The organism is Paenibacillus oryzae (assembly GCF_001675045.1).
In the GTDB taxonomy this organism is placed as follows: Bacteria; Bacillota; Bacilli; order Paenibacillales; family Paenibacillaceae; genus Pristimantibacillus; species Pristimantibacillus oryzae.
The window spans coordinates 102,638-126,107 of the sequence record NZ_LYPA01000064.1; the positions used below are offsets into that span (position 1 = coordinate 102,638).

The window sequence follows — 23,470 nt, forward strand, 5'->3', positions numbered from 1 at the left end:
CTGTCCTTTCACAAATAAATCAGCTCCGTACTGCCAAAATACAGCGACAATTGTCCGGCGGCCGACTGCCTGCATGATTGCAAATTGCTTAAAGAATCGGTAAACTCGGGATAAATTTCATGCGCTTTGCGAAACAGCTCTTCGGCTAAAGCCATATTCATTCGTATCGCATGAATGCACCCAAGCGCATTATATCCTAAAGCAACCCATTTGGGAAAGTCCGACAAAACAACAAGCAGTTGAAAATGACCCTGCGCCTCGTTCCAATTTCGCAAATGCATCTGGCTCATGCCAAGAAACAGCCGTGCCATATTGCATTCCGGAGCTGCGGCAACCATCAATTGAAAATATTTTGCCGCTTCATCAAACATAAATAATTTATAATAGCCTTGGCCTTTGTCCATCATGCCGGAAAATTCCTCGGGAACGGTCAAATCATTGGCATTGCACGGAAAAGCCCCGCCCGGCTTATTTCCGGTCTCCCCCGCCTGCTTGGCGGCAAACATTTCATAAGCCGGCAGTGCTGGTACCGGAGCCAGCTCGCCAAGCTCCGCAAGCTTTTCCTCGAATTGAAGCCATTGCTCGATAAATTCGTCGCTTAGCGCCTTGAGGCCTGCAATCTGCTCCAATAAAAGACTTTTTTCCTGGTCAGCCGAACCCGGATACTGCTGTTTGATCCCGTCAAGCATTTCGTTCATTGCCGCGAACACATGCCCAATCATGCCGCATCCCGCCTTATCAATGGAGTAGGTGTGATACGGTCATTTTTTGTTTGCAGGGGTCTTTTCATACGGCATGCCAGCCGTTGCATAAAGCAGGCGGCAACATCCCATGTATGAGCTTAAAGGATTGTGGCGTGCAGCTCTTCATTCAGCAGCTTCACGGGTTTGTTCTCGCTGTCCAGAATCGTAACAATCGGCTTGTAGCTTCTGGCTTCTTCATTAGTCATGGAGGCATAAGAAATAATAATAACCTGATCCCCTGGCTGCACCAGTCTGGCCGCTGCGCCATTCAGGCAAATAACGCCCGATCCTCTTTCACCGGTGATGACATACGTTTCAAACCGAGCTCCGTTGTTGTTGTTGACAATTTGCACCTTTTCATTGGGCAGCAAGTCCGCTGCATCCATTAAATCCTCGTCTATGGTAATACTGCCTACATAATTCAGATTTGCTTCCGTTACGGTTGCACGGTGCAGCTTGGACTTCATCATTGTTCTGAACATGCTGATTCACCTCCGGTGTGATCAAACAAAGCATTATCAATCAGTCGAGTTGTGCCAAATTTAACGGCAAGAGCCACAATAAAGGTTTCCCGCAGCTCGTTAAGGGGCTGATCCTCAGGTACAGGCTCCAGCGAAGGATAAAGCAAAAGCTCCACATAATCAATAACGGCATCCTGCGCGCCATTAATGGCCTCTCTCACAGCCTTAATCAGGCCTCCTGACGTCATGCCAGGCTTCATGCACATTTCTTTCGCTTCCCGAAGAGAACGCGACAGAACCACCGCCTGCTCGCGCTGAACGGGGGATAGATACACATTGCGCGAGCTTAGAGCAAGGCCGTCAGGCTCTCTGACAATTTCCCCGGTTACGATTTCAACGTCAAAATTCAGGTCTGCCGTCATCGTTTTTATAACTGCCACCTGCTGAGCATCCTTCATGCCAAAATAAGCACGGGTTGGGGAAACCAGATTAAACAACTTTCCAACCACCAGTCCAACGCCGTCGAAATGGCCGGGCCTGCTGGCTCCGCACAGCCTTTCCGTCAAGCCGCTTATTTTAACAGAAGTCAGCGGCCTTGAAGGATACATCTCTTCCTGGACGGGCAGAAATACCAGATCACATCCGCAGCTCTCAGCAAGCGCCAAATCCCGCTCCTCATTTCGCGGATACCGGTCCAAATCCTCTCCCGGCCCAAACTGCATGGGATTGACAAAAATACTGAGCACAACCACATCGTCCCGCTCGCGGGCCTTTCTTAGCAAGCTGGCATGTCCTTCATGCAAATAACCCATTGTCGGCACAAATCCAACGCTTTTGCCGCCGCTTCTTAATGTATGAAGCTTTTCCTTCAAATCCGCAATGGTTCTGCAAATGATCATTTTACCGTCACTTCCTTGGCGCTTTGAGACCTATTCTGCTCATTAACGACGTCAGCCTCGCCGCCGTAAAGCCGCTCAGGTCCACGGCTATCCGGCTGGAAGACATGCTCCTCGGCTGGAAAAGCCCGCGTTTTTACATCCTGCACAAAGCCTTCAATGGCGCCTCGAATCGTTGTTCCAATATCCGCGTATGTTTTAACAAATTTTTTCTCAAAATAAGGAGAAGAATATTGCAGCAAATCATGAAATACAAGCACTTGCCCGTCGCAATATCTGCCTGCCCCGATCCCGATAACGGGAACGGACAGCTTATTCGTAATCTGAGCGGCAACCTGCTCCGTCACAAGCTCCAATACAATTGCAAAAGCGCCTGCTTTCTCCAATTCGATGGCATCCTGCAAAAGACGGGCAGCATCCTCTTCCGTCTTCCCCTGCACGCGATAACCGCCCAATTGATGCACGGATTGCGGCGTAAGTCCAATATGTCCCATGACTGGAATGCCGGCATTTACAAGAGCTTTTACATCGTCGGCAATTTCTTCGCCGCCCTCCAGCTTAACCGCCTGGGCTCCGCCCTCGCGCATAATGCGTGCAGCATTCAGCAGCGTATGCTCGCGGCTTGCGCCATAGGTCATAAACGGCATGTCCGCTACAATCATCGTCCCGCTAGTGCCTCTTGCCACCGCTCGAGTATGGTAAACGATATCGTCAAGCGTAACCGGCAACGTCGTTTCATAACCCAATACCACATTGCCTAAAGAATCCCCCACCAGCAAAATGTCGATTCCAGCTTCCTCTGCCAAAATAGCCGACGGATAATCATAGGCCGTCACCATTGAAATTGGATTGCCTTCGTTTTTCATCTTCCGGAGGGCATGTATGCCTAACCGTTTCCTCATCCTCTTCATCTCCTAGTTAAGGTTGTTCAAAAAATCCGCTTACCATTACGAAACATGCCTAGTGGCATAGTCGACATCGAATATGGAATTCAGCCGAAATGTCCGTTGCTCACTTAGCTTTCACTAAGCTCCGCTACTCCATTTCTAGCTTCATCCCATCTTCTCGGTACTGAAAACCGGACTTTTTGAATTCTCTCCTTGTAGTGTAAACACAAAAAAACCTTTTAGCCGCCGCTAAAAAGGTTCCCACAGAGAAAAGGAAACGTTTGTCTGGTATGCTTCCTTCTGTCTCGGTCCCTACGGCTCAGAGCAGAATGCGTCATTCATTCCTTGACAAAAAGCTTTGGTTTAATTGCGACAGTGCAGCTTCGTTCAGAATACCGCCTGCCCTTACAGTTTACCAAAACAACCGGCATTCGTAAATATGATTACCCCTGTCTAGGCTCGCCCATTTCCGCCGAAAAAAGAGTAACGACCTCGCCATCATCCCGCTTTACAATAATAGCGCCGCTCCCATCCAGTCCTATGGGCACGCCAATCAGCTTGCCTTGGGGCGTTGTAAGCTCCATTTTTTTGCCAAGTGAAACAGACAAGGATTCCCACAGGGCGGCAATGCTCTGAAAGCCTGTTTCCAGATACAGCTTGTAGAGCGTTTCCCACTCCAGTAAAAAAGCAGTCAGCAGCTGCGCCCGGTTAAAGCTGTTTCCAGATGCTATCCGCAGCGAGGTCGCTTTTTCCAGCAGCTCTTCGGGATAATCGCTTTGCGACATATTTACGCTGATGCCGATGCCCGCGATTATATATTTAAGCCGTTCATCCTCCGCTGCAGATTCCAGCAGGATGCCGCTAATTTTTTTGCCATTAATCAATAGATCGTTTGGCCATTTTATGCCGATGTCGAGTCCTGTTTCCCTTCTCAGGCTCCGGCATAAAGCGACAGCAGCGAGCAAGGTTAGCTGCGGCGCGCAATGGATGGGCACCAAAGGACGGAGCAGCAGGCTCATCCAGATGCCTTTGCCTCTTGGCGCAAGCCATGAGCGTCCCATACGACCCCGGCCCGCTTGCTGCATGTCGGCTATAACAACAACGCCTTCGGCGACCCCTTCCTCCGCCAATTCCCTGACTGCATTTTGAGTGGAGTCGATTTCGTCCCGGTAATGCAGGGGAAGGCCAAAGGATTCCGTTTTCAACAAGCTTTGAATGGTTTTTTCGTCAAGCTTGTCCGGCTGAAACAGCAGCCGATAACCTAGCTTGGTGGAGGCTTCGAATTCATAACCCGCCGACTCCAGCTTACGGATGCTTTTCCATATGGCCGTACGGCTTACCCCAAGCACCTCGCTTGCAAGGGCCCCCGATACATATTGTCCCTCATTTTTAATAAACAGCCCAAGCAATTCATTTTGGCTCATGATTACTCTCCATTGTCCATTTCATCCCTTGGGAAATCAGGACCTCTTTGTGATTGAGCAGTTCGCCGTCCGCGACGGCATGCAAAAGACGCAGCAGCATTTCACGCGTCCAGGGTCCCGGCTTTTTCCCCAGCGCCTCCGCGAGCTCAGCGCCGTTGACGCTCAGCTCGCGAGCCGAAGAAACGGGCAGGCTCTCCATGACATGCCGATAGCCGCCGCCTTTGCCCGCTATGCCGGGAGCCAGCTCGTCCGGCAGCAGCAGCGCCATCTCCAGCCACTCGGCAGCCGCTTCCCTGCCGTATTCCAGCACAGTTTTGCGCCAAAGCGAGTCTTCGTCGGCTTCCTCCGGCACTAACAGGTAACGAGCGTGCATATCCAGACGATTCCTGACAGCATCCATCCGTTTGCCTGAAAAACGCAGCTTGCTCATGCATGAAAAAGCGGCGGCACCATCCATACCGCATGCGATAAACAAAGCCGCATAGCGGTTGTCCTTGCCAGGCAGCTCACCCAGCCATGAAAGGTCAATGCAATCTATCGGCTCCGGCAGATTCAGCTCTTCCCGTGTATGCTTCAGCAGCCCGCTGAGGCTCAGCCAGGCCAAGCTGCGCTCAGGCGCAGGTCCGTCTACCATTTTGTCCAGCTCAGCCTGAACGCGCTCCATGGCGACATGTCTCAGCAAGGCGCGATGCCGGCGCAGCGCCCTCCAGGTGGAGAGCGTCGGAGAAAGTCCGTAAGTACCGATAAAACGAACGCCGCGCAGCATCCGTAGCGCGTCCTCCTGCAGCCTCGCGTCTGGATCGCCAACGCATCGGAGGCGACGGTTTTTCAAATCCTCCAGCCCGCCAAACGGATCATGAAGCTCTCCATCTGCTCCCAGCGCCATTGCGTTTATGGTAAAGTCGCGCCGCAGCAAATCGCCTTCCAGATTGCCAATGAACTGAACGCTGCCCGGACGTCTGTGATCCTCGTAGGGGGATTCCTGACGGTAGGTAGTCACCTCGTAGCCGTTGCCTTCCACCATGACGGTAACTGTGCCATGCTGCAAGCCTGTGCCTATGCATTTGGGGAATAAAGCCATTGTTTGCTCCGGCAAAGCGGAGGTGGCAATATCTACATCCTTGTCCTCCAGCCCCAGCATCAGGTCCCTGACGGCGCCGCCAACAAAAACCGCTTCATGCCCGTGCTTAATCAACGTCAGCAAAACCGGCAGCGCAGTCTTCATTCCCGAGCTAAGCTCCGTCTTCATTGGGATTGACACATCGCCTTCTCCGCCTCTGCTTCAATGCCCAGCACGCGGTAATAGATCGCCTCATATTGATCGGTTATCCCGTCATTGCAAAACTCCTCATGCGCGCGGTAGAGGCAGGCCTCCCTAAACTGCGCCCGAAGCTGATCGTCCGTAAGCAGCAATTCCGTATTGTCCGCCATCTCCTCCACATCGCCAATGCTGGACAGAAAACCGGTTACGCCATGCGTAACAAGCTCCGGGATGCCGCCCGCATTGGAGCCGATGGTCGGAACGCCGCAAGCCATCGCTTCCAGCGCAACAAGCCCAAAGCTTTCCTTCTCGGAGGGGAGCAGCAATACATCCGCCATAGAGATGACCTGCGCCACATCCTCCTGCTTGCCCAGAAAATGAACCTTGTCCTCCAGCCCCAGTCCTTTGATCTTGCACTGGATTTTGGATAGCTCCGGCCCTTCTCCTACCAGCAGCAATTTGGCGGGAAGGCGCTTCGACACTCTGTCGAAAATATCAATGACGTCGCTTACCCGCTTGACAGGTCTGAAGTTGGAAATGTGCATCAGTATTTTTTCATGAGGAGCGGCATAATCGCTGCGCAAACTCGCCACCTCGCGAGGATAGTAGACCCGTTTGTCCACAAAATTATAGGTCAGGTCCATCGGCCTTGATATATCAAGAAGTCGTCTTGTTTCTTGAATCAGATCGCGTGAAACCGCTGTGACGGCATCGCTCTGGTTAATGGCCAGCGCGATGAGATCCTTCAGCGATTCATCCTGTGCAAGCACCGTGATATCCGTTCCGTGCAGCGTTGTTACCGTCTTCAGCTTGTCGCCTACCATTTGTTTGGCCAAATAAGCGCAGACGGCATGCGGAACAGCGTAGTGAACATGCAGCAGGTCGAGGCCTTGCATGTTGACAACCTGAGCCATTTTGCTAGCAAGGGAAAGGTCGTATGGCGGGTAACGAAACACATAATAATCGTTAACTTCCACTTCATGAAAAAATATATTTTTATGAAACTGGCCAAGCCGGAAAGGAATGCTGTGAGTTATAAAATGAATTTCATGTCCGCGTTCCGCAAGCAGCTTGCCCAGCTCCGTTGCAACAACGCCCGAGCCGCCAAGCGTCGGATAACATGTAATGCCGATTTTCAGCTTTTTTGCCATGCTTTTTGCACCTCCGCGTTTGTCGCATGGAATAGTATATTCCGAATGGGCTGTACGTTTTGTCAAAATAATGAAACGGACAGCGGTGATTTGATGGCAAAGCCTTCGGCATAGGTCCAGCCCTTGCTCTGGCCCAGCAAATAATCTCTTGCCTCTACTCGCTTCAAATAGCCGTTGGTAAGCGGCGTTTCGACGCTATTGTCAGTAGCCTTCACATTAAATTGAGAGGCGTACGCCTCCAGCGATTTCGTTTTTTTATCATAATGGCTGGTGATGTCTACCACAGCCGACGGATGTTCCATGTCATTAATGTAATAATAAATTAGCCCTTCAACTCCAACGGAAGGGATGTCCGGCAAATAGTTGCGCAGCTTGGCATTAAAAACCGCTTCCTCAACCAGCTTGCTGCAAGCAATATGATCGGGATGGCGATCGATCCAATAGGGAGCAAAAACAAGACGCGGTCTCCAGCGCCGAATTTCACGCACAATGGCTTCAATCTGTTCCGGACTCCCCGTCAGTCCCCGATCAGGGAGCCCCAGGTTGGTGCGGGCCGATAAACCAAGCACCGCGGCGGCCGCGGCGGCTTCTTGCCGCCTCAGCTCCACGGTGCCATTGGAGGACATCTCGGCTTCGGTCAGATCGCATACGCCAACGCGGGAGCCGGCTTCAGCGTGCTTGGCAATAGTGCCGCCCATACCAATCTCCGCATCGTCGGCATGCGCTCCAAAAATGAGAATATCCAGCTTGTCCATTGTCCTTACTCCAGTCCCGGCTTGTACTTGTGCACAAGCTCGCGCCATGCAAAATCGCCGCGTTCTACCGCTTTAACAAGCAATTCAGCCGTTGCAACGTTAGTTGCGACCGGTATGCCCTGAACGTCGCAAAGACGAAGCAGCGCAATAATATCCGGCTCGTGAGGCTGGGCCATCAGCGGATCGCGCAAGAAAATAATCAGATCCATTTCGTTTTCGGCCACCATTGCCCCGATTTGCTGATCTCCGCCAAGCGGCCCCGACATAAAGCGGTGAATCTTCAATTGCGTCTGCTCCATGATGCGGGTGCCGGTTGTGCCGGTGGAATAAAGCTGATGAGGCATAAATACGTTTTCGTATGCCGTTACAAAGTTAACGATTTCCTCTTTTTTACGGTCATGCGCAATAAATGCAATTTTCAACATGATGTTCTCCTCTCAAGCTGGAGCGGATTTGGTTTGGATGAGTCCTTCATTTAATCCATAATGTGCTCAAAGCCGTAGATCAGGCCGCTGTAGGTCATTACCTTTTTGACGGCAACATTAACCCCTGGCATATAGCCGGCGCGTTCATAGGAATCATGGCGGATTTTTAACGTTTGCCCATGTCCTCCGAACACAACCTCCTGCTGGGCGAATACCCCTGGAAGTCTGACGCTATGTATGCGGAATCCGTTATAATAAGCTCCCCTTGCTCCCTCGATCAGCTCTTCCTCGGCGGGATTGCCCTGTTTCAGCTCTTGTCTAGCTTCGGCAATCAGCTCGGCGGTTTTGATCGACGTGCCGGATGGCGCATCCAGCTTTTGGTCGCCATGATATTCAATAATTTCAACATGCGGCATATATTTGGCGGCTTGAGCCGCAAATTTCATCATCAGGATTGCACCGATGGAGAAATTCGGCGCGATTAGTCCGCCAATTCCTTTTTGCTTGCAAAGCTCGTCCAGCTCGGTAATTTGCTCAGGCGTAAAGCCCGTCGTGCCAATAACGGGACGAACACCGTATTCAATGGCGGTTCTTGTATTGTTGTAAGCGGCCTGAGGCACCGTAAAATCGACAAGCACATCGCTTTGGCTTGAAGACAAGGCTTCCTCCAGCGTTGAGCTGACCGTAACTCCGGTTTGTTTGCCTCCTGCGAATATGCCTGCATCAACAGGACCCGCTGAAGGATCAACTGCAGCAACAAGCTCCAGCGCTTCATCCTCCAGCACCATTTTGATAACCTCGCGGCCCATTCTTCCTCCTGCTCCGGTAACTGCTACTTTTATACGTTGATCTGCCACTTCTAATCACCTGTCCTTTTTTCTGCTGAATGTTGAGGTTATGGCTCTAAACCTGCGTTTGCGGCGAATATCGCCGAACAGCCGCTTCGCAGCGGCATGCTGCGGATCGAGGCGAAGCGCCTCGCGCGCGCATACATATGCTTCTTCCAAATCGCCTGCCCTCTGCCAAACGAGCGCAAGCGTATAAATAGCGTCAAAGTACAGCGGATCCAGCGTCACCGCCTGACGAAGCATCGTAGCGGCTTCGCCTAACAGGGGCGGCGTATGGGACAGCAGGCCATTTGCTTCCACAAGCAGAAGCCTGGCCCGAATCACTCCAGAATGGTAGCGGTATTCCTCATTGTCCGGCTCCAGCTTTTCCGCATAATCGGCATAAACCTTTGCTTTGCTCCATTTGCCGCTGCGAGCGCAGGATACCGCGCATTTATGATAAAAGGACGGATTGGCGGGGTCCGCTGCAATCGCCTGCTCAAACCATTCTATAGCCGCTTCAAAATCGCCGTTTAATATATACTCGTACGCTTTTCGGACACAACTTTCCCCATCCATCTGCCCATCCTCCTGTAACAGGATTATGGTACAGCATATGTAGGGGGCTTGCTTACAGTTCGCCGGTTTTCCGCGTCCAGCGATTAGCGTCGCGGGTATTGAATTTGTTCATGACCTTGTCATGAGCCTGACTTAGATCAATCCCCAAGGAGTTGGCAAAGCATGATAAAATAAACAGAATATCCCCAAGCTCCATCTCAATGGAATTATCAGCTTCATCGCTTCTTTTGGGCTTTTCCCCATAGGAGTGATTGATTTCGCGGGCCAGCTCACCGACCTCCTCGGTCATACGCGCCATTAAAGCTAACGGGCTGAAATAGCCTTCCTTGAATTGCGAGATATATTCGTCAACCTCGCGCTGTATATCGGACATCGTTTTTTCCGCCATAGGAGACTCCCTTTCACACTATATAGCTATACGATTCTTATGTTACCGTATTGCTCTGATGAAAATCAATGTTTTTTACATGGCCCGTTAATTGCCCATACTATATAAAATCAACAAAAGAATAGCTGCGTCAGGCCTACGGAAACAATTGTGACCGGGAGAACTTCACAAGCCGGCCCACACTGCTGAAATACATTTGTTCAATTAATGTAAGAAGTGAACCTCTACATTAGAAAGGAGCTGCAACAAGAATGAAACGATGGATAGGACAGCTGAAAATGATTGTGCCGATTATGCTGGGCACGGCCGTTTATGCATTTGGCCTGCATTACTTTCTCATTCCCAACCAGCTGATGGAAGGCGGCGTAACGGGCATTGGAGTGCTGCTAAATTATGCGGCGGGATGGCCTTTGTCCATAACGACGCTGGTTCTCAACATTCCGCTATTTTTGTTGGGCTGGAGGACGCTTGGGAAATTTCAAATGCTTTATACGATTCTGGGCACGGTTTCCTTGTCTGGATTTCTAGCGCTGATAGAATGGTTTATCCGGCTGGGATGGATTGTGCCTTTCAAAAGCTCGGGGGATCATATGCTGATCGCTTTATATGCAGGTGCAACGCTGGGAGCAGGCCTTGGCATTGTATTCCGGTTCGGAGGGACAACAGGGGGGATTGATATTATCGCGCGCATCCTCTCACGCAGAAGAGGGTACAGCATGGGGCAGATCATTCTTTTTTTTGACGCTATCATTATTGGCCTTTCCCTGTTCTATATTTCACTGGAAAAGGTGCTGTATACGCTCGTTGTTGTTTTTGTCGCCTCCAAGCTCATCGACTTTATCCAGGACGGCGCTTATTCCGCCAAAGCCTTCTCCATCATTTCTGATCATAGCGCGGCCATTGCAACCGCAATAACGCAGGAACTGGAAAGAGGCGTTACGCTAATGCAGGCAAAGGGGGCTTTTTCGGGACAGGACAAAGAGGTCGTTTATTGCGTAGTCGGGCGTTATGAAACCCGGCGCCTGAAAGGCATTGTACGCAAAATCGACCCCCATGCATTTATCGTTATTAATGACGTCCATGACGTACTGGGCGAAGGCTTCAAGGAGGAATGAGCGCTTCCGCGCGACGAAACGCTACCCGTTAATGCAGCGTTTTCACGCCAAACGGATCTTGCTTGTATTTCCTCCAGCCCGTCCATGTCAGAACGGCGGCAATGACTGTTCCAAAAAATAAAACCCACTGTGTGACATCAGGTCCGCCTGACGATTGAGCTATCGGCTTAAAGGCGCTGCGGTATGCCTCCCCTTCAAACATCGCCGACGACGACGCTTCCATTGAGGAAAAAGCGGCTTCAATCGCCAGCTGGAGTCGCTGATGATCATCGGGAGCCGCCATCTTGGCTTTAAGCAGCGCTGAGGCTTCCTTAATGCCTTGAATAAGCTGCTCCGTCTCATGGGCGGAACCGGCCATCAGCGCGGCAGGTCCTATCCGGCTGGCATAAACTTCGAAATGATTAAGACGCGCAAGAGCAGCGGCAGCGGGATCGCCTGCGCTGCGCTTCCAGGCTTTACGAATGGCCGCAAGATCATCCTCCAGCAGCTTGTCGTATTGAAGCCACAAACCGCCGCTGCCAGAGGATATTGCATCAACAGCCAGTGCTATGCGGGCCGCTCCTTCGTTCCAGTCGCGCGATGGAGAACCGGACAGCAGCAAAACCTCCGTCTCGGCCATTTCGTTGTCAAGCGCCTCCCAGCCCGCCTCTGTGCCAAATCCTCTGAGCATGCCGGACTCAGTTTGCTGCTTCAGCTTCATAAGCCGATTGTAAGCAAGGTGCTTTTCATTGGATGCAGCAGCAGCGTAAAGGGCGGCAGCCGTCTCGTTCATTCGTTGAAGCTGGATATGATGACCGCTGGCGGCTTGATCCAGATGCTCCGCATTAATCGGACGTATCCATACCGACCATACCGAAGCCAGCGTAAATAGAATACATAATAGAAATGGAGCTGCAAAACGGGCCTTCATGTGGACATCCCCCCATAATAGAAGCTTATGAGGGGATGTCCGGCTTTATGATGCGGTTTTGGACCGTTTTTTCCATATCCATAAAGGAAGAATAAAGCTGATGACGGAAAGAGCCATTGTAAACCATTTAATTTCAGTCAGATCATCCTGAAGCTCGTTTGGCAGGCTTGGGAAAATGCCAAAGGTATAATCCATTGTATCGTTCAGCAGCATCCAGCCAAGCGCTATAGCCAGACTTACCGCTCCAGCCTTCATAAAACGGAAATAAAGCAGCGCCTCCAGCGCCATCCCCAGATGGGAAGCAATAAGCATATAATGGCTCCAAATCAACACATCCCCTTGAGCTGCGCCGGCCCAGATCATGGCAACCGCCCAAATGCCGTATTTGAAGGAGCACGCAACAGCAAGACCTTCAATCAATAATCGAAATCCATTCGTCACAACCGAAGCCTTACGAGGCGGAAACAGCAAAAATAATAAAGCCAGCGTAAAAAATAGGCTAGCCGTCGGAGAATCAGGCACAAATGGCAGCATCCATAACGGCTTTTCCTGAATGGTCATCCGAATTTGATATTCATACCAGATGTATCCGTAAATCGTCCCCAAAAAGTTAACCGTAAACAAGATCCACAAAAAATTCCGGTTTAACAAAAAGTCCTTGCTCCAAAAAAAGCGAAGATTCATCCTTCGTTACCTCTTCCATGTTCATATGTAGCGAACGGTTTGTCCGCACTTTCTATTGTGCGAAAAAAAAGGCTGATCGTCAAATGACAATCAGACCTTTTTGATCCTTATTGGGTTTGCTTCGCCAGCCAAACAGCCAGCTGATCAATTTCTTCGGCGGAAAGCTTGTCGTTGAAATGCGGCATTGCCCCATTTTCGCTGCCGTTGGTAATGATGGCGGCGATTTCCTCCTGGGTCATCCGATTGCCTACGCCAATCAATGCAGGTCCTACAGCACCGCTAAAGTCTGCCGCATGGCAACCGATGCATTGCGCTTGGGCAATGGACATGGCTGGATCATCAGCTTCAATAATCGCCGCTGCTTTTTTGAGCGGATTAGGCCGCGGCTCTCCTCTTTCAATCGCTTCCCTTGCCTTGTCCGCACGTTCGTGATGCTCAGGGATTGTGTTGTTCTCAGCCAGCATGTGCTGGTAATGATCCCAGGAAACGACGGTAAGGTATACGCATGACGCCAACGTTAGCAGCATCAGGGACGAGGCTATGGGACGGCGGTAGAAGCGGCGTTCCTTGCCAGTGTCAAGAAACGGAGCCAGCATCAAGGCGCCAAACATAATTCCCGGGATGCCCATCGTGCCCAGCAGGACGTAATCCTGCGAAACGTATGGATATTTCAGGAATTGATACAAAAAGAGAAAATACCAGTCCGGCATCGGAATAAAGGATGCGTTAGTGGGATCGGCAGGATAACCTAGCGGAGCAGGCTCCGCAATAACCCATACGAGAAACCCGACCAGCACCACGCAGCCGACCATCCATTCCTTTAACAGGAAGTTTGGGATAAAAGCTTCCGATTTTCCCGGAAATGCCGTGTAATCAGGCGGCGTCTGAAACATGCCGGCTTTTTTGACGCGAGAGTCGCCGACAAAGACAACCTTTTCGTTCGATTTATGACCATGAGCCATAAGTAAGCCCTCCCTCCCTTATAGTACGTTCAAAAAGTCCCGCTTAAAGAGGTCCTGAGATGCCTTGTTTCCGAATCATAAGGAAATGCGCAGCCAACATGGCAATCAACGCGCCAGGCAAGAAAAATACGTGAATCGCGAAGAAGCGCGTTAGCGTTTGCGCGCCTACAATGTCGCCGCCGTACAGGAAGTCGGCGATGTAAGGCCCGATGTAAGGAACGGAAGCGGCAATTTCAACCCCTACCTTGGTCGCGTAATAAGCTTTGTTATCCCATGGCAGCAGGTAGCCGGTAAAGCCCAATCCTAACATAATAAAGAAGATGAGCATTCCGACTACCCAGTTCATTTCGCGTGGAGCTTTATACGAGCCCGTGAAGAAAACGCGCAGGGTATGTAGGAACATCATAACAATGACAAGGCTTGCTCCAAAATGGTGCATGCCCCGAACAATCTGGCCAAATGCAACCTGATGCTGCAAAAAGTCAACGCTTGCATAAGCGTGGATGATATCAGGCACATAATACATGGTCAGGAACATGCCGGACAAAATTTGAATTACGGTAATAAAAAACGTCAGACCGCCAAAGCAATACACAAATGCGGAAAAGTGATGCGCGGGATTGACATGCTCCGGCACCTCGTGATCCGCCACGTCTCTCCAAAGCGGCGTAATATCAAGACGTTCATCAATCCAGTTGTATACGTTTTTAAACATCCGAAAATACGCCCCCCTTAGACTCTAGTGTTCGGCTTGATGGCCCCCAAATAAACAATGCCGTCATCAACCTTGACGTCATATTCGTCAAGCGGCAATCTGGCTACCGTAATGTTTTTGCCGTCTCGGGTATAACGGGCATCGTGGCATGGACAATCATATTCATTGTGGCCTTTCGTATTCCAGAAGATCGTGCAGCCCAAATGCTTACATACCGGCGACAAAGCAAAAATTTTGCCTTCGGCATCCCGTGAAATCCAAGCGACCAGCTCCGGCTCGCTTTCATACCACCCGTCAACCTGATGCACTTTGAATTTGAACTCTTGCGGTTCTGTTGTAATCTTGCTCTCTTCAACAACCTTTACGAAAGTCCCTTCACCCTTCTTCACGAGAAGAGGGTCAACTGCAAAACGAACCATCGGCAAAACCGCTCCGCCCATCATAAAAGCTGTAGTGCCTCCTAGCGTATAGGACAAAAATTGACGCCGGGACATTTCTTTTCTCTGAACGGGCCGATGCGCCGACTCATGCTGTTCATGGTTACTCATTTTCTGTTCTAACCCCCTTTGCCAACCATATCTCGCGAATTACTTTCATGGCAGGTACCAAGACATTACTTATCATAGCTTAGGCGTTAGGGAGCGTCAATAATTTGGTCACAATTTTGTGTCAAATACGCAAACTTGTTCAATGATTTGTTAATACTTTGTCACAATTAGATGTTGCTAAAGCTTGTTTTGCCCATAATAGCCCAAAACTATGCACTTACATTTCCATATTGAAAACTATTTCCCGTTCCATAATGACCGGATTATCATAGAGACCTCCCCCTGCGCAGGAAGCTCGTCATCGCTGTTTGGGGAGATAACGGCATCTGCTCCGCAGTGCTCCAGAGCAAGGCTTGCGCTGGCAGCGGCAAGCACGACATATTTAAAGCCCGTTTGGCGCAGCGAATGAATCCATTGGCGCAATGCCTCGTTCAAATGTTCTTCATCCTGGGCGTAATGGCACGCAGGATAGGTGACGACTCTTCCTTTAAAAGGAATTTCAATAAGATCCAGGAGATCGCGAAGCTTCTCCAGCGCCATAGTTGCTTCCGGCGGCGTTTCTGTTCCGTTTAACCCCGTCACCGGCAAAAGGCATGTATCCAGGTAAGGCTGCAGCTCGTCCCAGTCAGAAAGGCTGATATCGCTGAATTTCATTATAACTTCCCCTTCTATGTATAATTAGTTAATATAAATGCACGCTCCTTAAAATCCTTTCCATTTTACATAAGAAAGGCTCCGAATGCCAGAGAAGAAATGCTCTTCCCGCATACGGAGGCCCCCTGGTCAGGTTTGAAGTTCGTTAAGCTGCCGGACTAGAAGATGAAACGTATCCTCGTCGCCAGCAGAAAGCGCATTGTCGATAGCATGCTGAAGCCTGTTTGTCTGAAACCGGAGGACTGCATCATCAAGCACCATCTCCGCTGCCAGTCCCAACATGGCTTCGTACGTCATTTTCATTTTGTCCATAGGATACACCTCCACGCCGGCGCTAAGAGATCCTGAATTCCACCCCTTTTGTCACATAACCCTCCATCGTTTTTTTCATTCGCAGCAAATCGTCCTCTGTCAGCTCCCTGACGACTTTGGCGGGTGAACCCAGCGATAGAGTATAGGGTGGTATTTTTTTGTTCTCTGTAACGATTGAACCGGCTCCTATTAAAGCATATTCACCAATATCGGCGCCGTTAAGTACGATGGCCCCCATTCCGATTAATGTGCCTTTGCCCAATCTGCAGCCATGAATGATGGCGCTATGGCCGACCGAAACCTCGTCCTCTACGATGAGCGGCTGGTTCGTATTGACGTGGCCCACTGTCCCGTCCTGAATATTGCAGCTGTGTCCGATCATAATGGGGGCAAGATCGCCTCTCAGCACCGCATTGAACCATACCGAGCTTTTTTCACCAATTTGCACATCGCCTATTATCTTGGCGCCTTCCGCTATAAAAACATGTTCTGCAACTACAGGATGTATGCCTTTAAACGGCAGCAGCATAAGCCACTCTCCTCCCTCAATATGGGAGTGATTCTAGCAGTGCCTGCTCATCCTGTCAACGTCGGTCTGCAAGCCCTTCTCCCTTTACGATCGCATTTCCGGCTCTCGTCATCCTAAGCACCGTCCCATGAACGGGATGTTCACCGATCCGCAGCAGTCCGAGGTGTAGCATCATCGTCCAGACACGTCTCTCCAGCACGGCTTCGGCGCTATCGTAATAATAAGGCTTTACGAACGGAAGGAGATTTTTTTTGAGCGATTCGGCCGTGACCCATTCCGACGCCAGCGCTTGTATCCAATGGACTAGAGACAACAGATTGGATACCGGCGTTTTATAAAGCTTGAGCCAATACCGGTACAGCCTTTCATCCTCATTACGCGGCGGGTCCGCCAATCTGGCGCGTCCACCTTCCGTTAACGACAATTGCCCTCCGCTCTCCTCCAATGCCCCTATGGACATGCAATAATCATACAGGAGAGAAAAGCGGTCAGGATAATGATTGAAATGCCTGCCATAGCCGAATCTCCACTCGCCCTTTGAAGGAAGCTCCTCCCGGATCGCCATATGCTCTAGCGCCTGTTGAACAAAGCGCTTATACATGGAGCCGTCCGGCATCAGCCCTATTTCATGACGCTGCACGTATTGTAAAAACAAATGGATGTCATCCTTAAGCAGCGTCTGCTCATCCCTATAAAAAGGCGGTTCGTCGCTGTAGACCAGCGCTTCCGCAAATCTTCTGCGCAGCGTTTCCCGGAAACGATGCTTCAAATCGCCGGGCACCTGGAACATATAACGGCTCGGTCCGCTGTAGCCGTTAAACAGCCAGCCCTGATGCTTGAAGCGGGCAATCATATCGCGCGGACTGAAGGGCTGCGGCTCAGGCTGCTGCTTCTTTTTCCGCTGTTTTGATTTGGAAGGAGCATTCTCCGGCGCCTTGGCTTCCCCTTCAAGCCCGAAGCGGCTCTGCTGGGCTCTGGCGATCAAATCTTCCAGACTATATGATTCGCGGCTTTCAAACAATAGCGAATTCAGAAAGCGCAGCTCATCCAGCTTCATTGTATCAATCTGGCTGTCAAATACATCATGCCGGCTGACAGTTGACAAAATAGCTTGAATCAAATCATTTTTTGAATTGCCATTGCACTGGCAACGGTATACGGCGGCTATCCGGCTTAGTTGGCCAATATCCGCATATCCCAGCATATCCGATAAATTCATCATGCTCTCCTTTCTGATGTACCCCAGTAAACAATCACTTGGAGGAACCGGCGTTTTTATCGTGCTGCCTGCATGGAATGCAACAACCTCTTCTAGTACCATTATTGGACAATTCGCAAAATTCATACCCGGAAATCATGCAAAAGCGGGGCCTATTATCTTGCAGTCATACAAAAACAAAAAAATCGCAAGCTCAGGCGGTCCAATTGTCCCGGGAGCTTGCGATCGATATGATGGCTGTAGCTTGGAAGCCTGTTGAGCTTCACAATGATTGAAAATTATGGCAAAGCGACGGAGTCGCCTTCCTTCAAACCTTCCAGCACCTCGGTTTTATCAGAGGTTTCCAGACCGGTCTTAATATCCCTGCGTTCGAATTGACCCGATCCGTTATCCAGCATAACATAAGACGAGGTTGTGTCCTTCATGATGGAAATGGATGGCAAGGTAAGCACATCTTCTTTGCGCGTTGTTTCAATATCACCGGTAAGCGACAAACCCGCAATCAAATATTCGCTTGGCTCAAGTGCAATCGTGACCTCGAACTGGGCCGCCTGATTAAGCGAGTTTTGGTCGGTTCCTGTTTTAGCAAATTTGGATACTTTGGTTACTTTGCCTGTCAGAGGCACTTCCTTCATCGCGGACATCGTAACCTGTACACTCATATCCGGCTTTATGCGGAATACGTCCTGTTCTCCGACAAGAGCTACAAACTCAAGCTTGCTTAAATCAACGATTTTTCCGACATACTGATTATCGCCCAATACCCGGGCTTTTTTCGAAGCAGCGTCAAACAGGAAAATCCCTGTTGCAGGGGAGCGATAGGCCGCTTCCTTCAGCTGCTGTTTCTTTTGCTCAAGGCCTTTTTGCTGAATCGACTTTTTGACATTGTTCAATTCCGTAGTCAAACGGGAAATTTCCCGATTAGCCAGCATTTTTTTGCGGCTTTCTTCGGTCAGATCAGCACCTGCCGTCTCATCGTCTATCGTTTTGAGATAACCCTGCAGTTCCGCCTCAAGAGCCGATTGGCGAAGCTCCGCTTCTTCTTGTGTTATAGCATTATTTAGATCCGTTTGATCCAGTGTGAACAAGATATCGCCGGCATTAACCTGCTGTCCGTCCTCAACCTTCCATTCCGTTACTTTAGAGCTGAATGGCGAATAAACGGAGGTTTCTTGCTCATACAACGATTTCCCCTTAACCTTAACCGTATGCGACAAGGTTTCCTTCGTTACCTGAAAGGTGATGGCATCCATTTCCAACGAAGGATCGGCGATAGGCGCCGGCTTTGATATCGAATAAAGAAAAAAACTGACTCCTGCCAAAACAATAGCAATCACTATCCACTTTATTTTTTTCTTCACTTTCCCTTTCCCCTTTTCTGCAAGTTGATATCCTCCTGCTCCTCAAAACGCCCATTGCATCATTAATCTCGCTTAATAGCTGTTAACGCATCCGTTCTCGAAGCGCTGACCGCTGGATAAATACCGGATAAAATGCCTGTCATGATGGCAAAAGTCATACCAACCGGAATGGCGGAATATGGGATGAAAATAGAAATATCCGTTTGTCCATTATTCAACGAAAGAATTAATGCGTTGATGCTCCAAACAATCCAATAAGAGAATAAAATGCCTAGCAGGCCTCCCAGCAAACCGAGCAATGCAGCCTCAATAATAAACATATTGCGGATCTGCGACAGGTTGGCTCCTAAAACCTTCATAATGCCGATCTGCCTCCGGCGCTGGTAGGTGGACATAGTCATCGCAACAATAATAGAAATGGAAGCAATAATAAGAATAAAGACACCCGCTCCGATTGCTATAGCTTTAAAAACAGCAAACTGCTCTTCCAGCTGTTCCCTTTGCAGCAAATTCGTTTGAGTGGATACCGTCAGCTTCTTCAGCTTTTCTTCAACCTGCTTGACATTTTCTTCAGCGTCTACTTTGATTTTGACGGAATTAAACGTAACTGTGCTTTCCGCGGCATCGGAGGAGGGCTTTAGCTCTGATTTAAGCAGCTCCGCCGTTTCCATCGACACATAAATAGTGCGGTCAAAGGAAATGTTCATATCGCTTTGCCCTTTTGGCTTTTTCAATACGCCAATGACACGGTAAGCCGAGCTTGTCCTTTGTTTGCCGTTCTCATCTGTACTGGTAAATTGAATTTGCTGATTAAACATGGATGTCGGCACGACCATCATATTTCGATATTGCTCCTGCACAGAAGGATCATACGGATTGCGGTCCATCGCATCATACAGCTTTTGCCTGTCATCAGGATCAATAAGCCCCATTGTCGCCCCATAGCTGAGCACAACCCCGGTTACATCGCCGTCATCGGCCTGCCCTTGCATAAAGGTTGAGCCAAAGCTTACGAGACTGTTCAGGTCAGTCGCGATGATATTAGCGCTGCCCTGCTTGTTGTCAACCGTCGCATATTGCGTATACTCAAATGGCTGGTACGGGGCAACGGCTTTCACATGCTTCAGGTTTCTCATAATTTCCAGCTTTTGCTCTGTGATCAAGCCTCGTTTTTTAGCTTCATCGCTGCCGCCACCGTTATCGGCCATGACCGTAATCTCATCCATCTTTAAAAATTCATTCAGCTCTGATTCCACAATTTTTTGTGTCGATTCGCCAATGCTCATGGCAAGAATAATGGCGGCGCAGCCAATGGACAAGCCCGCAGCGCACAGCATGGTAACAACCTTGCGGCGCCGGACCTGATCCCAGGACAACCTTGTCAAATCGCTTATTCTCAAGCCAGCACCTCCTCTGCATGCGTTTCCGCAGGAGCATCCGACTTTTCACGGTTAGGCCTAAACGAGGATTCCAGCTTACCGTCCCGCAATGTAAGGATGTGCTGGGTTTGCTGAGCTACCTCGTGTTCATGCGTAACGATAATAAATGTCGTATTCATTGTCTGGTTCAACCGTTTCAAAATTTCCAGAATTTCCTCTTCCGTCTTTGTATCCAGATTACCCGTAGGTTCATCAGCAAAAATAACGGACGGCTCCGTTATCAGCGATCTTGCTATACTGACACGTTGCTGCTGCCCGCCGGACAATTGGGACGGAAACAATTCGGCCTTTTCGGGAATGCCTACCTGCTCAAGCAGCTTCAACGCCTTTTGCTTGCGCAGCGACGGCTTGATCGACTGAAAAACTAGCGGCAATTCAATATTTTCTCGCACCGTCAAATTAGGAAGCAGCTCATAGGCCTGAAAAATAAAGCCGATATGCGTCCTGCGGAACTCAGCCAGTTTATTTTCGCTCATCTTGACAATATCATGATCCGCTATGTAAATATGTCCTTCCGTCGGTTTCATAAGCCCGGCCATCAAATTAAGCAAGGTAGATTTCCCGGAGCCTGAGCTGCCAAGTAAAGCAAACATCTCGCCCTTGCGGACGTGAAAGTTAATTTCCTGCAAAACTAGCGTACTTTCAGTTCCATTTTTGAATGCATGGGATAAGCCTTCTACACGAAGCAATTTCTCCACTCCTTTATGCACACAATCTCTCTTCTAAAAACAGACGAACAAAGCCGCTTAAAACCCTGCAAAAAAACATAAATGTACTTTTTTCCGAACACCCTCTCCATATCTCCGGCCCTAAAAAAATATGCCTTCTGTCATACGCAGAAAGCAGTAACAGGTTTCATTTTTTCCCATAATTACTGCATAAGGCCGTAACGAGAACACTTATTACTTATTTTTACATATTGAAAAGAATCTGCGAATCTCTTTTTACCATATCAGATTTTTACAGAAAAAAAAACGCGACCTTAGTCTACGTTTTTTTTAGTCAGCCTACCGCTTATTCATTTAGATGCCTGGTACAGTTATGCAGCAGCGGATGCCAGGCGTTCACCCGTTTTTCAAGAATGGAGTAGGAAACATTGCCAAGCTTGATATCCTCAAGCCCTTCACACAATTCCAGCAGCATCTGGGCAATAAGGCTTCCATGGGAAACAACAAGAATATTTCTGCCGCTCTCGCGCTCCTCCAGTTTCCGCACAGCCTCCCGGCCGCGCTCTCTAAGGGCCTTGTCGCTTTCAATGCCAAGCTCCCGCTGCTTCCAGTCCAATCCCCATCTGGCCTCACGCTGAGCCAGCGTGGTGCCTTCCGCTTCGCCAAAATGCCTCTCTCTCCAGCGCATATCCGGCTCAAGCAGCGGAATCGACAGCTTGTCAGCAATTACCTTCGCCGTAGCATGCGCCCGTTGCAAATCGCTGGACACAACGGCATCCCAGAGCCGCGACTCCTCTGCAAGGCGTTTAGCCAGTCTGGCAGCCTGCTCCCTGCCTTCGTCATTTAAAGGAATATCGCTTTGGCCTTGTATGATGCCCCGCGCGTTCCAGTCTGTCAAGCCATGTCTGACCAAACCAATTTTCACTCTATTGTTCAACTCCTAGTTTCTTGTTCGGGAAAGCCAATTCAGCGTCAAAAGTGCCATAACAAGACCCAGCAGCGACAAAGCAACGTAATATTGCGGGAAAGCGGGAACGACTTTTAACACAAAGGGATCGCTGATGCTCGCAACCGGAACCTCGGCATAAAAGCCCGCCGCCATGATGCTATTGTCGCCTGTTACATTGCCTGTATCCATCAAGCCGCTTAACTGCATGATTTCCTGTTGCGGCGTAGCGTCGCGGTAATCAAAAACAAATACAAAAAACGCACATGCAAACATGGCCATGCATGCCGCAATGATGATAGCCAGATTTCGGCGGAATGAACGGGAAAATTGATAGCTTTTGCTGGGTACCGGCATCAGCCAGGACTCTTCCGCATAAATTCGGTCCATAACGGAACGATTAATGTGTTCGGACGGTCCAAAAAACGACGGTTCGTTAGCCAGCTCGCCCAGCATTTCGTCGGTGTCCTCCCAATCATGAAATAAAATGGAACAGTGAGGGCAATCCAGCACATGGGCCTCTATCGCAATCCGTTCTTCATTGTCATCATCCATATCCCAGTACTGGGGAAACCGGTTTTGCACCTCAACACATTTCATCATGTATTCATCCTTTCAAAAGGCTCCGATGCGGGAGAATTCCCGAAATAAGGCTCCAGCTGCGACTTGACGCTGGCCCTGGCCCGAAAAAGCAGCGACTTGACCGAACTGACCGTTTGCCCAAGAATGCTGGCGATCTCCTGATAATCTAGTTGTTCGTATTCCCGAAGTATAAGCGCCGAACGCTGCTTCTCCGGCAAGTTGTTAATGGCATCGCGCACCATATCCACCCGTTCATTCCGCAGCAAGCTTTGTTCCGGAGTAGCTTCCATCGGAGCAGCAGGCTCGTAACCGGCCTCATCCAGCGATACATTGGCCGATTTCTGCTTCCTGAGCTCGCTTAATACGGTATTGCGGGCAATCGTATAGAGCCAGGTCGAAAAAGAAGCATCCATTTCCCTGAAAGAATGAAGACTGCGATAGGCTTTATAAAAGGTTTCCGAGCACAAATCCTCAGCCAGCAGCTCAAGCTTTGCGCTTTTCAACATATGAAAGATAAAGGCCATGATTTTTCGCTGGTAACGCCGCATCAGCTCGGAGTACAGTTCGACATTGCCATCCTTTATCTCGCGTATTAACTGGGAATCCGTCATGACAGGCGAACCTCCTCACCTGCAGAATATTCCCGGACCTCTCGATACATTGTACCTGCCCGGATTCAAAAAGTTGCGGTCATTCCATCAAAAACCCAATTCATACGGGTAGGTTAACTATTCGTGTTCCGTAAGCAAATTCCTGCTTCATTCGACATTTGTACCCTCCAGAAGTCATGAAATTATTCTAATAACCCCTTTGAACAAAAAAAAACCACTCCGAGGAGTGGTCATCGTTCATGCCGAACGATACAGTTATTGGATAGGAGTGGAGAGAAACCATACTGTACTTTTATTATATGTATACGCTTCCAAATTGTCAATAAGCGTTTTCATTTTTTATTAAGAAAAAATAAAAGCGCTTTGGAGGGGAAGAAGAGATTTGCACAGAAATATGTGTTTGCTCAAAAATCCCTTG

General features: G+C 49.6%; 28 protein-coding genes. 1 reads left to right on the forward strand and 27 read right to left on the reverse strand.

From position 1 onward, the window contains the following. Nucleotides 1-8 precede the first annotated feature (8 nt). The 12 genes from A7K91_RS14265 to A7K91_RS14320 form a co-directional block, all read right to left on the reverse strand. Nucleotides 9-722 (reverse strand): hypothetical protein, encoded by a 714-nt coding sequence (locus tag A7K91_RS14265; RefSeq protein WP_068683825.1) that lies wholly within the window; start codon nucleotides 720-722, stop codon nucleotides 9-11. A 119-nt stretch (nucleotides 723-841) separates the two neighbouring features. Beyond that, nucleotides 842-1,225: an aspartate 1-decarboxylase gene (gene panD / locus A7K91_RS14270; RefSeq protein WP_068683832.1), complete on the reverse strand. Its 384-nt coding sequence runs from the start codon at nucleotides 1,223-1,225 to the stop codon at nucleotides 842-844. Continuing rightward, a complete protein-coding gene (gene panC, locus A7K91_RS14275; RefSeq protein WP_068683833.1) occupies nucleotides 1,210-2,103 on the reverse strand; it encodes a pantoate--beta-alanine ligase in 894 nt (297 codons plus the stop codon). Before panC ends, panD begins: the two co-directional genes overlap by 16 nt. Further along, nucleotides 2,100-3,002 (reverse strand): 3-methyl-2-oxobutanoate hydroxymethyltransferase, encoded by a 903-nt coding sequence (panB, locus tag A7K91_RS14280; protein ID WP_068683834.1) that lies wholly within the window; start codon nucleotides 3,000-3,002, stop codon nucleotides 2,100-2,102. The genes panC and panB overlap by 4 nt, the downstream gene beginning before the upstream one ends. Before the next feature lie 428 nt (nucleotides 3,003-3,430). After that, nucleotides 3,431-4,411 carry a biotin--[acetyl-CoA-carboxylase] ligase gene (locus A7K91_RS14285; protein ID WP_068683836.1) on the reverse strand — a complete coding sequence of 327 codons (981 nt, stop codon included), beginning with the start codon at nucleotides 4,409-4,411 and terminating at the stop codon, nucleotides 3,431-3,433. Then, nucleotides 4,398-5,672, reverse strand: a complete 1,275-nt coding sequence (locus tag A7K91_RS14290; protein ID WP_156739561.1) for a CCA tRNA nucleotidyltransferase — start codon at nucleotides 5,670-5,672, stop codon at nucleotides 4,398-4,400. The genes A7K91_RS14285 and A7K91_RS14290 overlap by 14 nt, the downstream gene beginning before the upstream one ends. Beyond that, nucleotides 5,657-6,823, reverse strand: a complete 1,167-nt coding sequence (gene bshA / locus A7K91_RS14295; RefSeq protein WP_068683840.1) for an N-acetyl-alpha-D-glucosaminyl L-malate synthase BshA — start codon at nucleotides 6,821-6,823, stop codon at nucleotides 5,657-5,659. The genes A7K91_RS14290 and bshA overlap by 16 nt, the downstream gene beginning before the upstream one ends. Nucleotides 6,824-6,885: 62 nt before the next feature. Continuing rightward, nucleotides 6,886-7,578: a bacillithiol biosynthesis deacetylase BshB1 gene (gene bshB1 / locus A7K91_RS14300; RefSeq protein ID WP_068683842.1), complete on the reverse strand. Its 693-nt coding sequence runs from the start codon at nucleotides 7,576-7,578 to the stop codon at nucleotides 6,886-6,888. A gap of 5 nt (nucleotides 7,579-7,583) precedes the next feature. Continuing rightward, nucleotides 7,584-8,003, reverse strand: a complete 420-nt coding sequence (locus A7K91_RS14305) for a methylglyoxal synthase (RefSeq protein WP_068683844.1) — start codon at nucleotides 8,001-8,003, stop codon at nucleotides 7,584-7,586. 50 nt (nucleotides 8,004-8,053) lie between these two features. Further along, a complete protein-coding gene (gene dapB / locus A7K91_RS14310) occupies nucleotides 8,054-8,860 on the reverse strand; it encodes a 4-hydroxy-tetrahydrodipicolinate reductase (RefSeq protein WP_281198629.1) in 807 nt (268 codons plus the stop codon). Nucleotides 8,861-8,866: 6 nt separating this feature from the next. Beyond that, on the reverse strand, nucleotides 8,867-9,409 hold the full coding sequence (locus A7K91_RS14315) for a tetratricopeptide repeat protein (RefSeq protein ID WP_068683848.1): 543 nt from the start codon (nucleotides 9,407-9,409) through the stop codon (nucleotides 8,867-8,869). Nucleotides 9,410-9,461: 52 nt separating this feature from the next. After that, nucleotides 9,462-9,797 carry a nucleotide pyrophosphohydrolase gene (locus A7K91_RS14320; RefSeq protein ID WP_068683849.1) on the reverse strand — a complete coding sequence of 112 codons (336 nt, stop codon included), beginning with the start codon at nucleotides 9,795-9,797 and terminating at the stop codon, nucleotides 9,462-9,464. Nucleotides 9,798-10,048: 251 nt separating this feature from the next. On the opposite strand from A7K91_RS14320, the gene A7K91_RS14325 reads away from it, so the two are divergent. Then, the gene (locus A7K91_RS14325; protein WP_068683850.1) at nucleotides 10,049-10,912 is read left to right on the forward strand and encodes a YitT family protein; all 864 of its coding nucleotides are present in this window, start codon (nucleotides 10,049-10,051) and stop codon (nucleotides 10,910-10,912) included. Between the two features lie 28 nt (nucleotides 10,913-10,940). Here the strand turns inward: A7K91_RS14325 and A7K91_RS14330 are convergent, their stop codons facing one another. The 15 genes from A7K91_RS14330 to A7K91_RS14405 all read right to left on the reverse strand — a co-directional run bounded on the left by A7K91_RS14330 (nucleotide 10,941) and on the right by A7K91_RS14405 (nucleotide 23,052). Further along, the gene (locus A7K91_RS14330; protein ID WP_068683852.1) at nucleotides 10,941-11,822 is read right to left on the reverse strand and encodes a sporulation protein YpjB; all 882 of its coding nucleotides are present in this window, start codon (nucleotides 11,820-11,822) and stop codon (nucleotides 10,941-10,943) included. A gap of 45 nt (nucleotides 11,823-11,867) precedes the next feature. Further along, nucleotides 11,868-12,506, reverse strand: coding sequence for a DUF1405 domain-containing protein (locus A7K91_RS14335; protein ID WP_068683854.1), 639 nt, complete (start codon nucleotides 12,504-12,506; stop codon nucleotides 11,868-11,870). Nucleotides 12,507-12,613: 107 nt separating this feature from the next. Further along, complete coding sequence (locus A7K91_RS14340) at nucleotides 12,614-13,468, reverse strand: menaquinol-cytochrome c reductase cytochrome b/c subunit (RefSeq protein ID WP_068683856.1); 855 nt, start codon at nucleotides 13,466-13,468, stop codon at nucleotides 12,614-12,616. A gap of 43 nt (nucleotides 13,469-13,511) precedes the next feature. Beyond that, nucleotides 13,512-14,183 (reverse strand): menaquinol-cytochrome c reductase cytochrome b subunit, encoded by a 672-nt coding sequence (gene qcrB, locus A7K91_RS14345; RefSeq protein WP_068683858.1) that lies wholly within the window; start codon nucleotides 14,181-14,183, stop codon nucleotides 13,512-13,514. A 17-nt stretch (nucleotides 14,184-14,200) separates the two neighbouring features. Then, entirely contained in the window at nucleotides 14,201-14,731 is a 531-nt protein-coding gene (locus A7K91_RS14350; RefSeq protein WP_068683860.1) for a Rieske 2Fe-2S domain-containing protein, read from the reverse strand. Between the two features lie 237 nt (nucleotides 14,732-14,968). Further along, a complete protein-coding gene (locus A7K91_RS14355) occupies nucleotides 14,969-15,385 on the reverse strand; it encodes a DUF2487 family protein (RefSeq protein ID WP_068683862.1) in 417 nt (138 codons plus the stop codon). A gap of 129 nt (nucleotides 15,386-15,514) precedes the next feature. Further along, nucleotides 15,515-15,697, reverse strand: a complete 183-nt coding sequence (locus A7K91_RS14360; protein WP_068683864.1) for an IDEAL domain-containing protein — start codon at nucleotides 15,695-15,697, stop codon at nucleotides 15,515-15,517. A gap of 22 nt (nucleotides 15,698-15,719) precedes the next feature. Beyond that, complete coding sequence (locus tag A7K91_RS14365; protein WP_068683866.1) at nucleotides 15,720-16,226, reverse strand: gamma carbonic anhydrase family protein; 507 nt, start codon at nucleotides 16,224-16,226, stop codon at nucleotides 15,720-15,722. A 55-nt stretch (nucleotides 16,227-16,281) separates the two neighbouring features. Continuing rightward, on the reverse strand, nucleotides 16,282-17,448 hold the full coding sequence (locus A7K91_RS14370) for a hypothetical protein (RefSeq protein WP_342671737.1): 1,167 nt from the start codon (nucleotides 17,446-17,448) through the stop codon (nucleotides 16,282-16,284). 275 nt (nucleotides 17,449-17,723) lie between these two features. After that, on the reverse strand, nucleotides 17,724-18,806 hold the full coding sequence (locus A7K91_RS14380) for an efflux RND transporter periplasmic adaptor subunit (protein WP_068683879.1): 1,083 nt from the start codon (nucleotides 18,804-18,806) through the stop codon (nucleotides 17,724-17,726). Nucleotides 18,807-18,868: 62 nt separating this feature from the next. Then, complete coding sequence (locus tag A7K91_RS14385) at nucleotides 18,869-20,206, reverse strand: ABC transporter permease (protein ID WP_068683881.1); 1,338 nt, start codon at nucleotides 20,204-20,206, stop codon at nucleotides 18,869-18,871. Further along, the gene (locus tag A7K91_RS14390; RefSeq protein ID WP_068684471.1) at nucleotides 20,203-20,934 is read right to left on the reverse strand and encodes an ABC transporter ATP-binding protein; all 732 of its coding nucleotides are present in this window, start codon (nucleotides 20,932-20,934) and stop codon (nucleotides 20,203-20,205) included. The genes A7K91_RS14385 and A7K91_RS14390 overlap by 4 nt, the downstream gene beginning before the upstream one ends. 325 nt (nucleotides 20,935-21,259) lie before the next feature. Further along, nucleotides 21,260-21,838 (reverse strand): histidine phosphatase family protein, encoded by a 579-nt coding sequence (locus A7K91_RS14395; protein WP_068683882.1) that lies wholly within the window; start codon nucleotides 21,836-21,838, stop codon nucleotides 21,260-21,262. A gap of 15 nt (nucleotides 21,839-21,853) precedes the next feature. Then, nucleotides 21,854-22,462, reverse strand: coding sequence for an anti-sigma factor family protein (locus A7K91_RS14400; RefSeq protein WP_156739563.1), 609 nt, complete (start codon nucleotides 22,460-22,462; stop codon nucleotides 21,854-21,856). Continuing rightward, a complete protein-coding gene (locus tag A7K91_RS14405; protein ID WP_068683884.1) occupies nucleotides 22,459-23,052 on the reverse strand; it encodes an RNA polymerase sigma factor in 594 nt (197 codons plus the stop codon). The genes A7K91_RS14400 and A7K91_RS14405 overlap by 4 nt, the downstream gene beginning before the upstream one ends. Nucleotides 23,053-23,470: the final 418 nt, after the last annotated feature.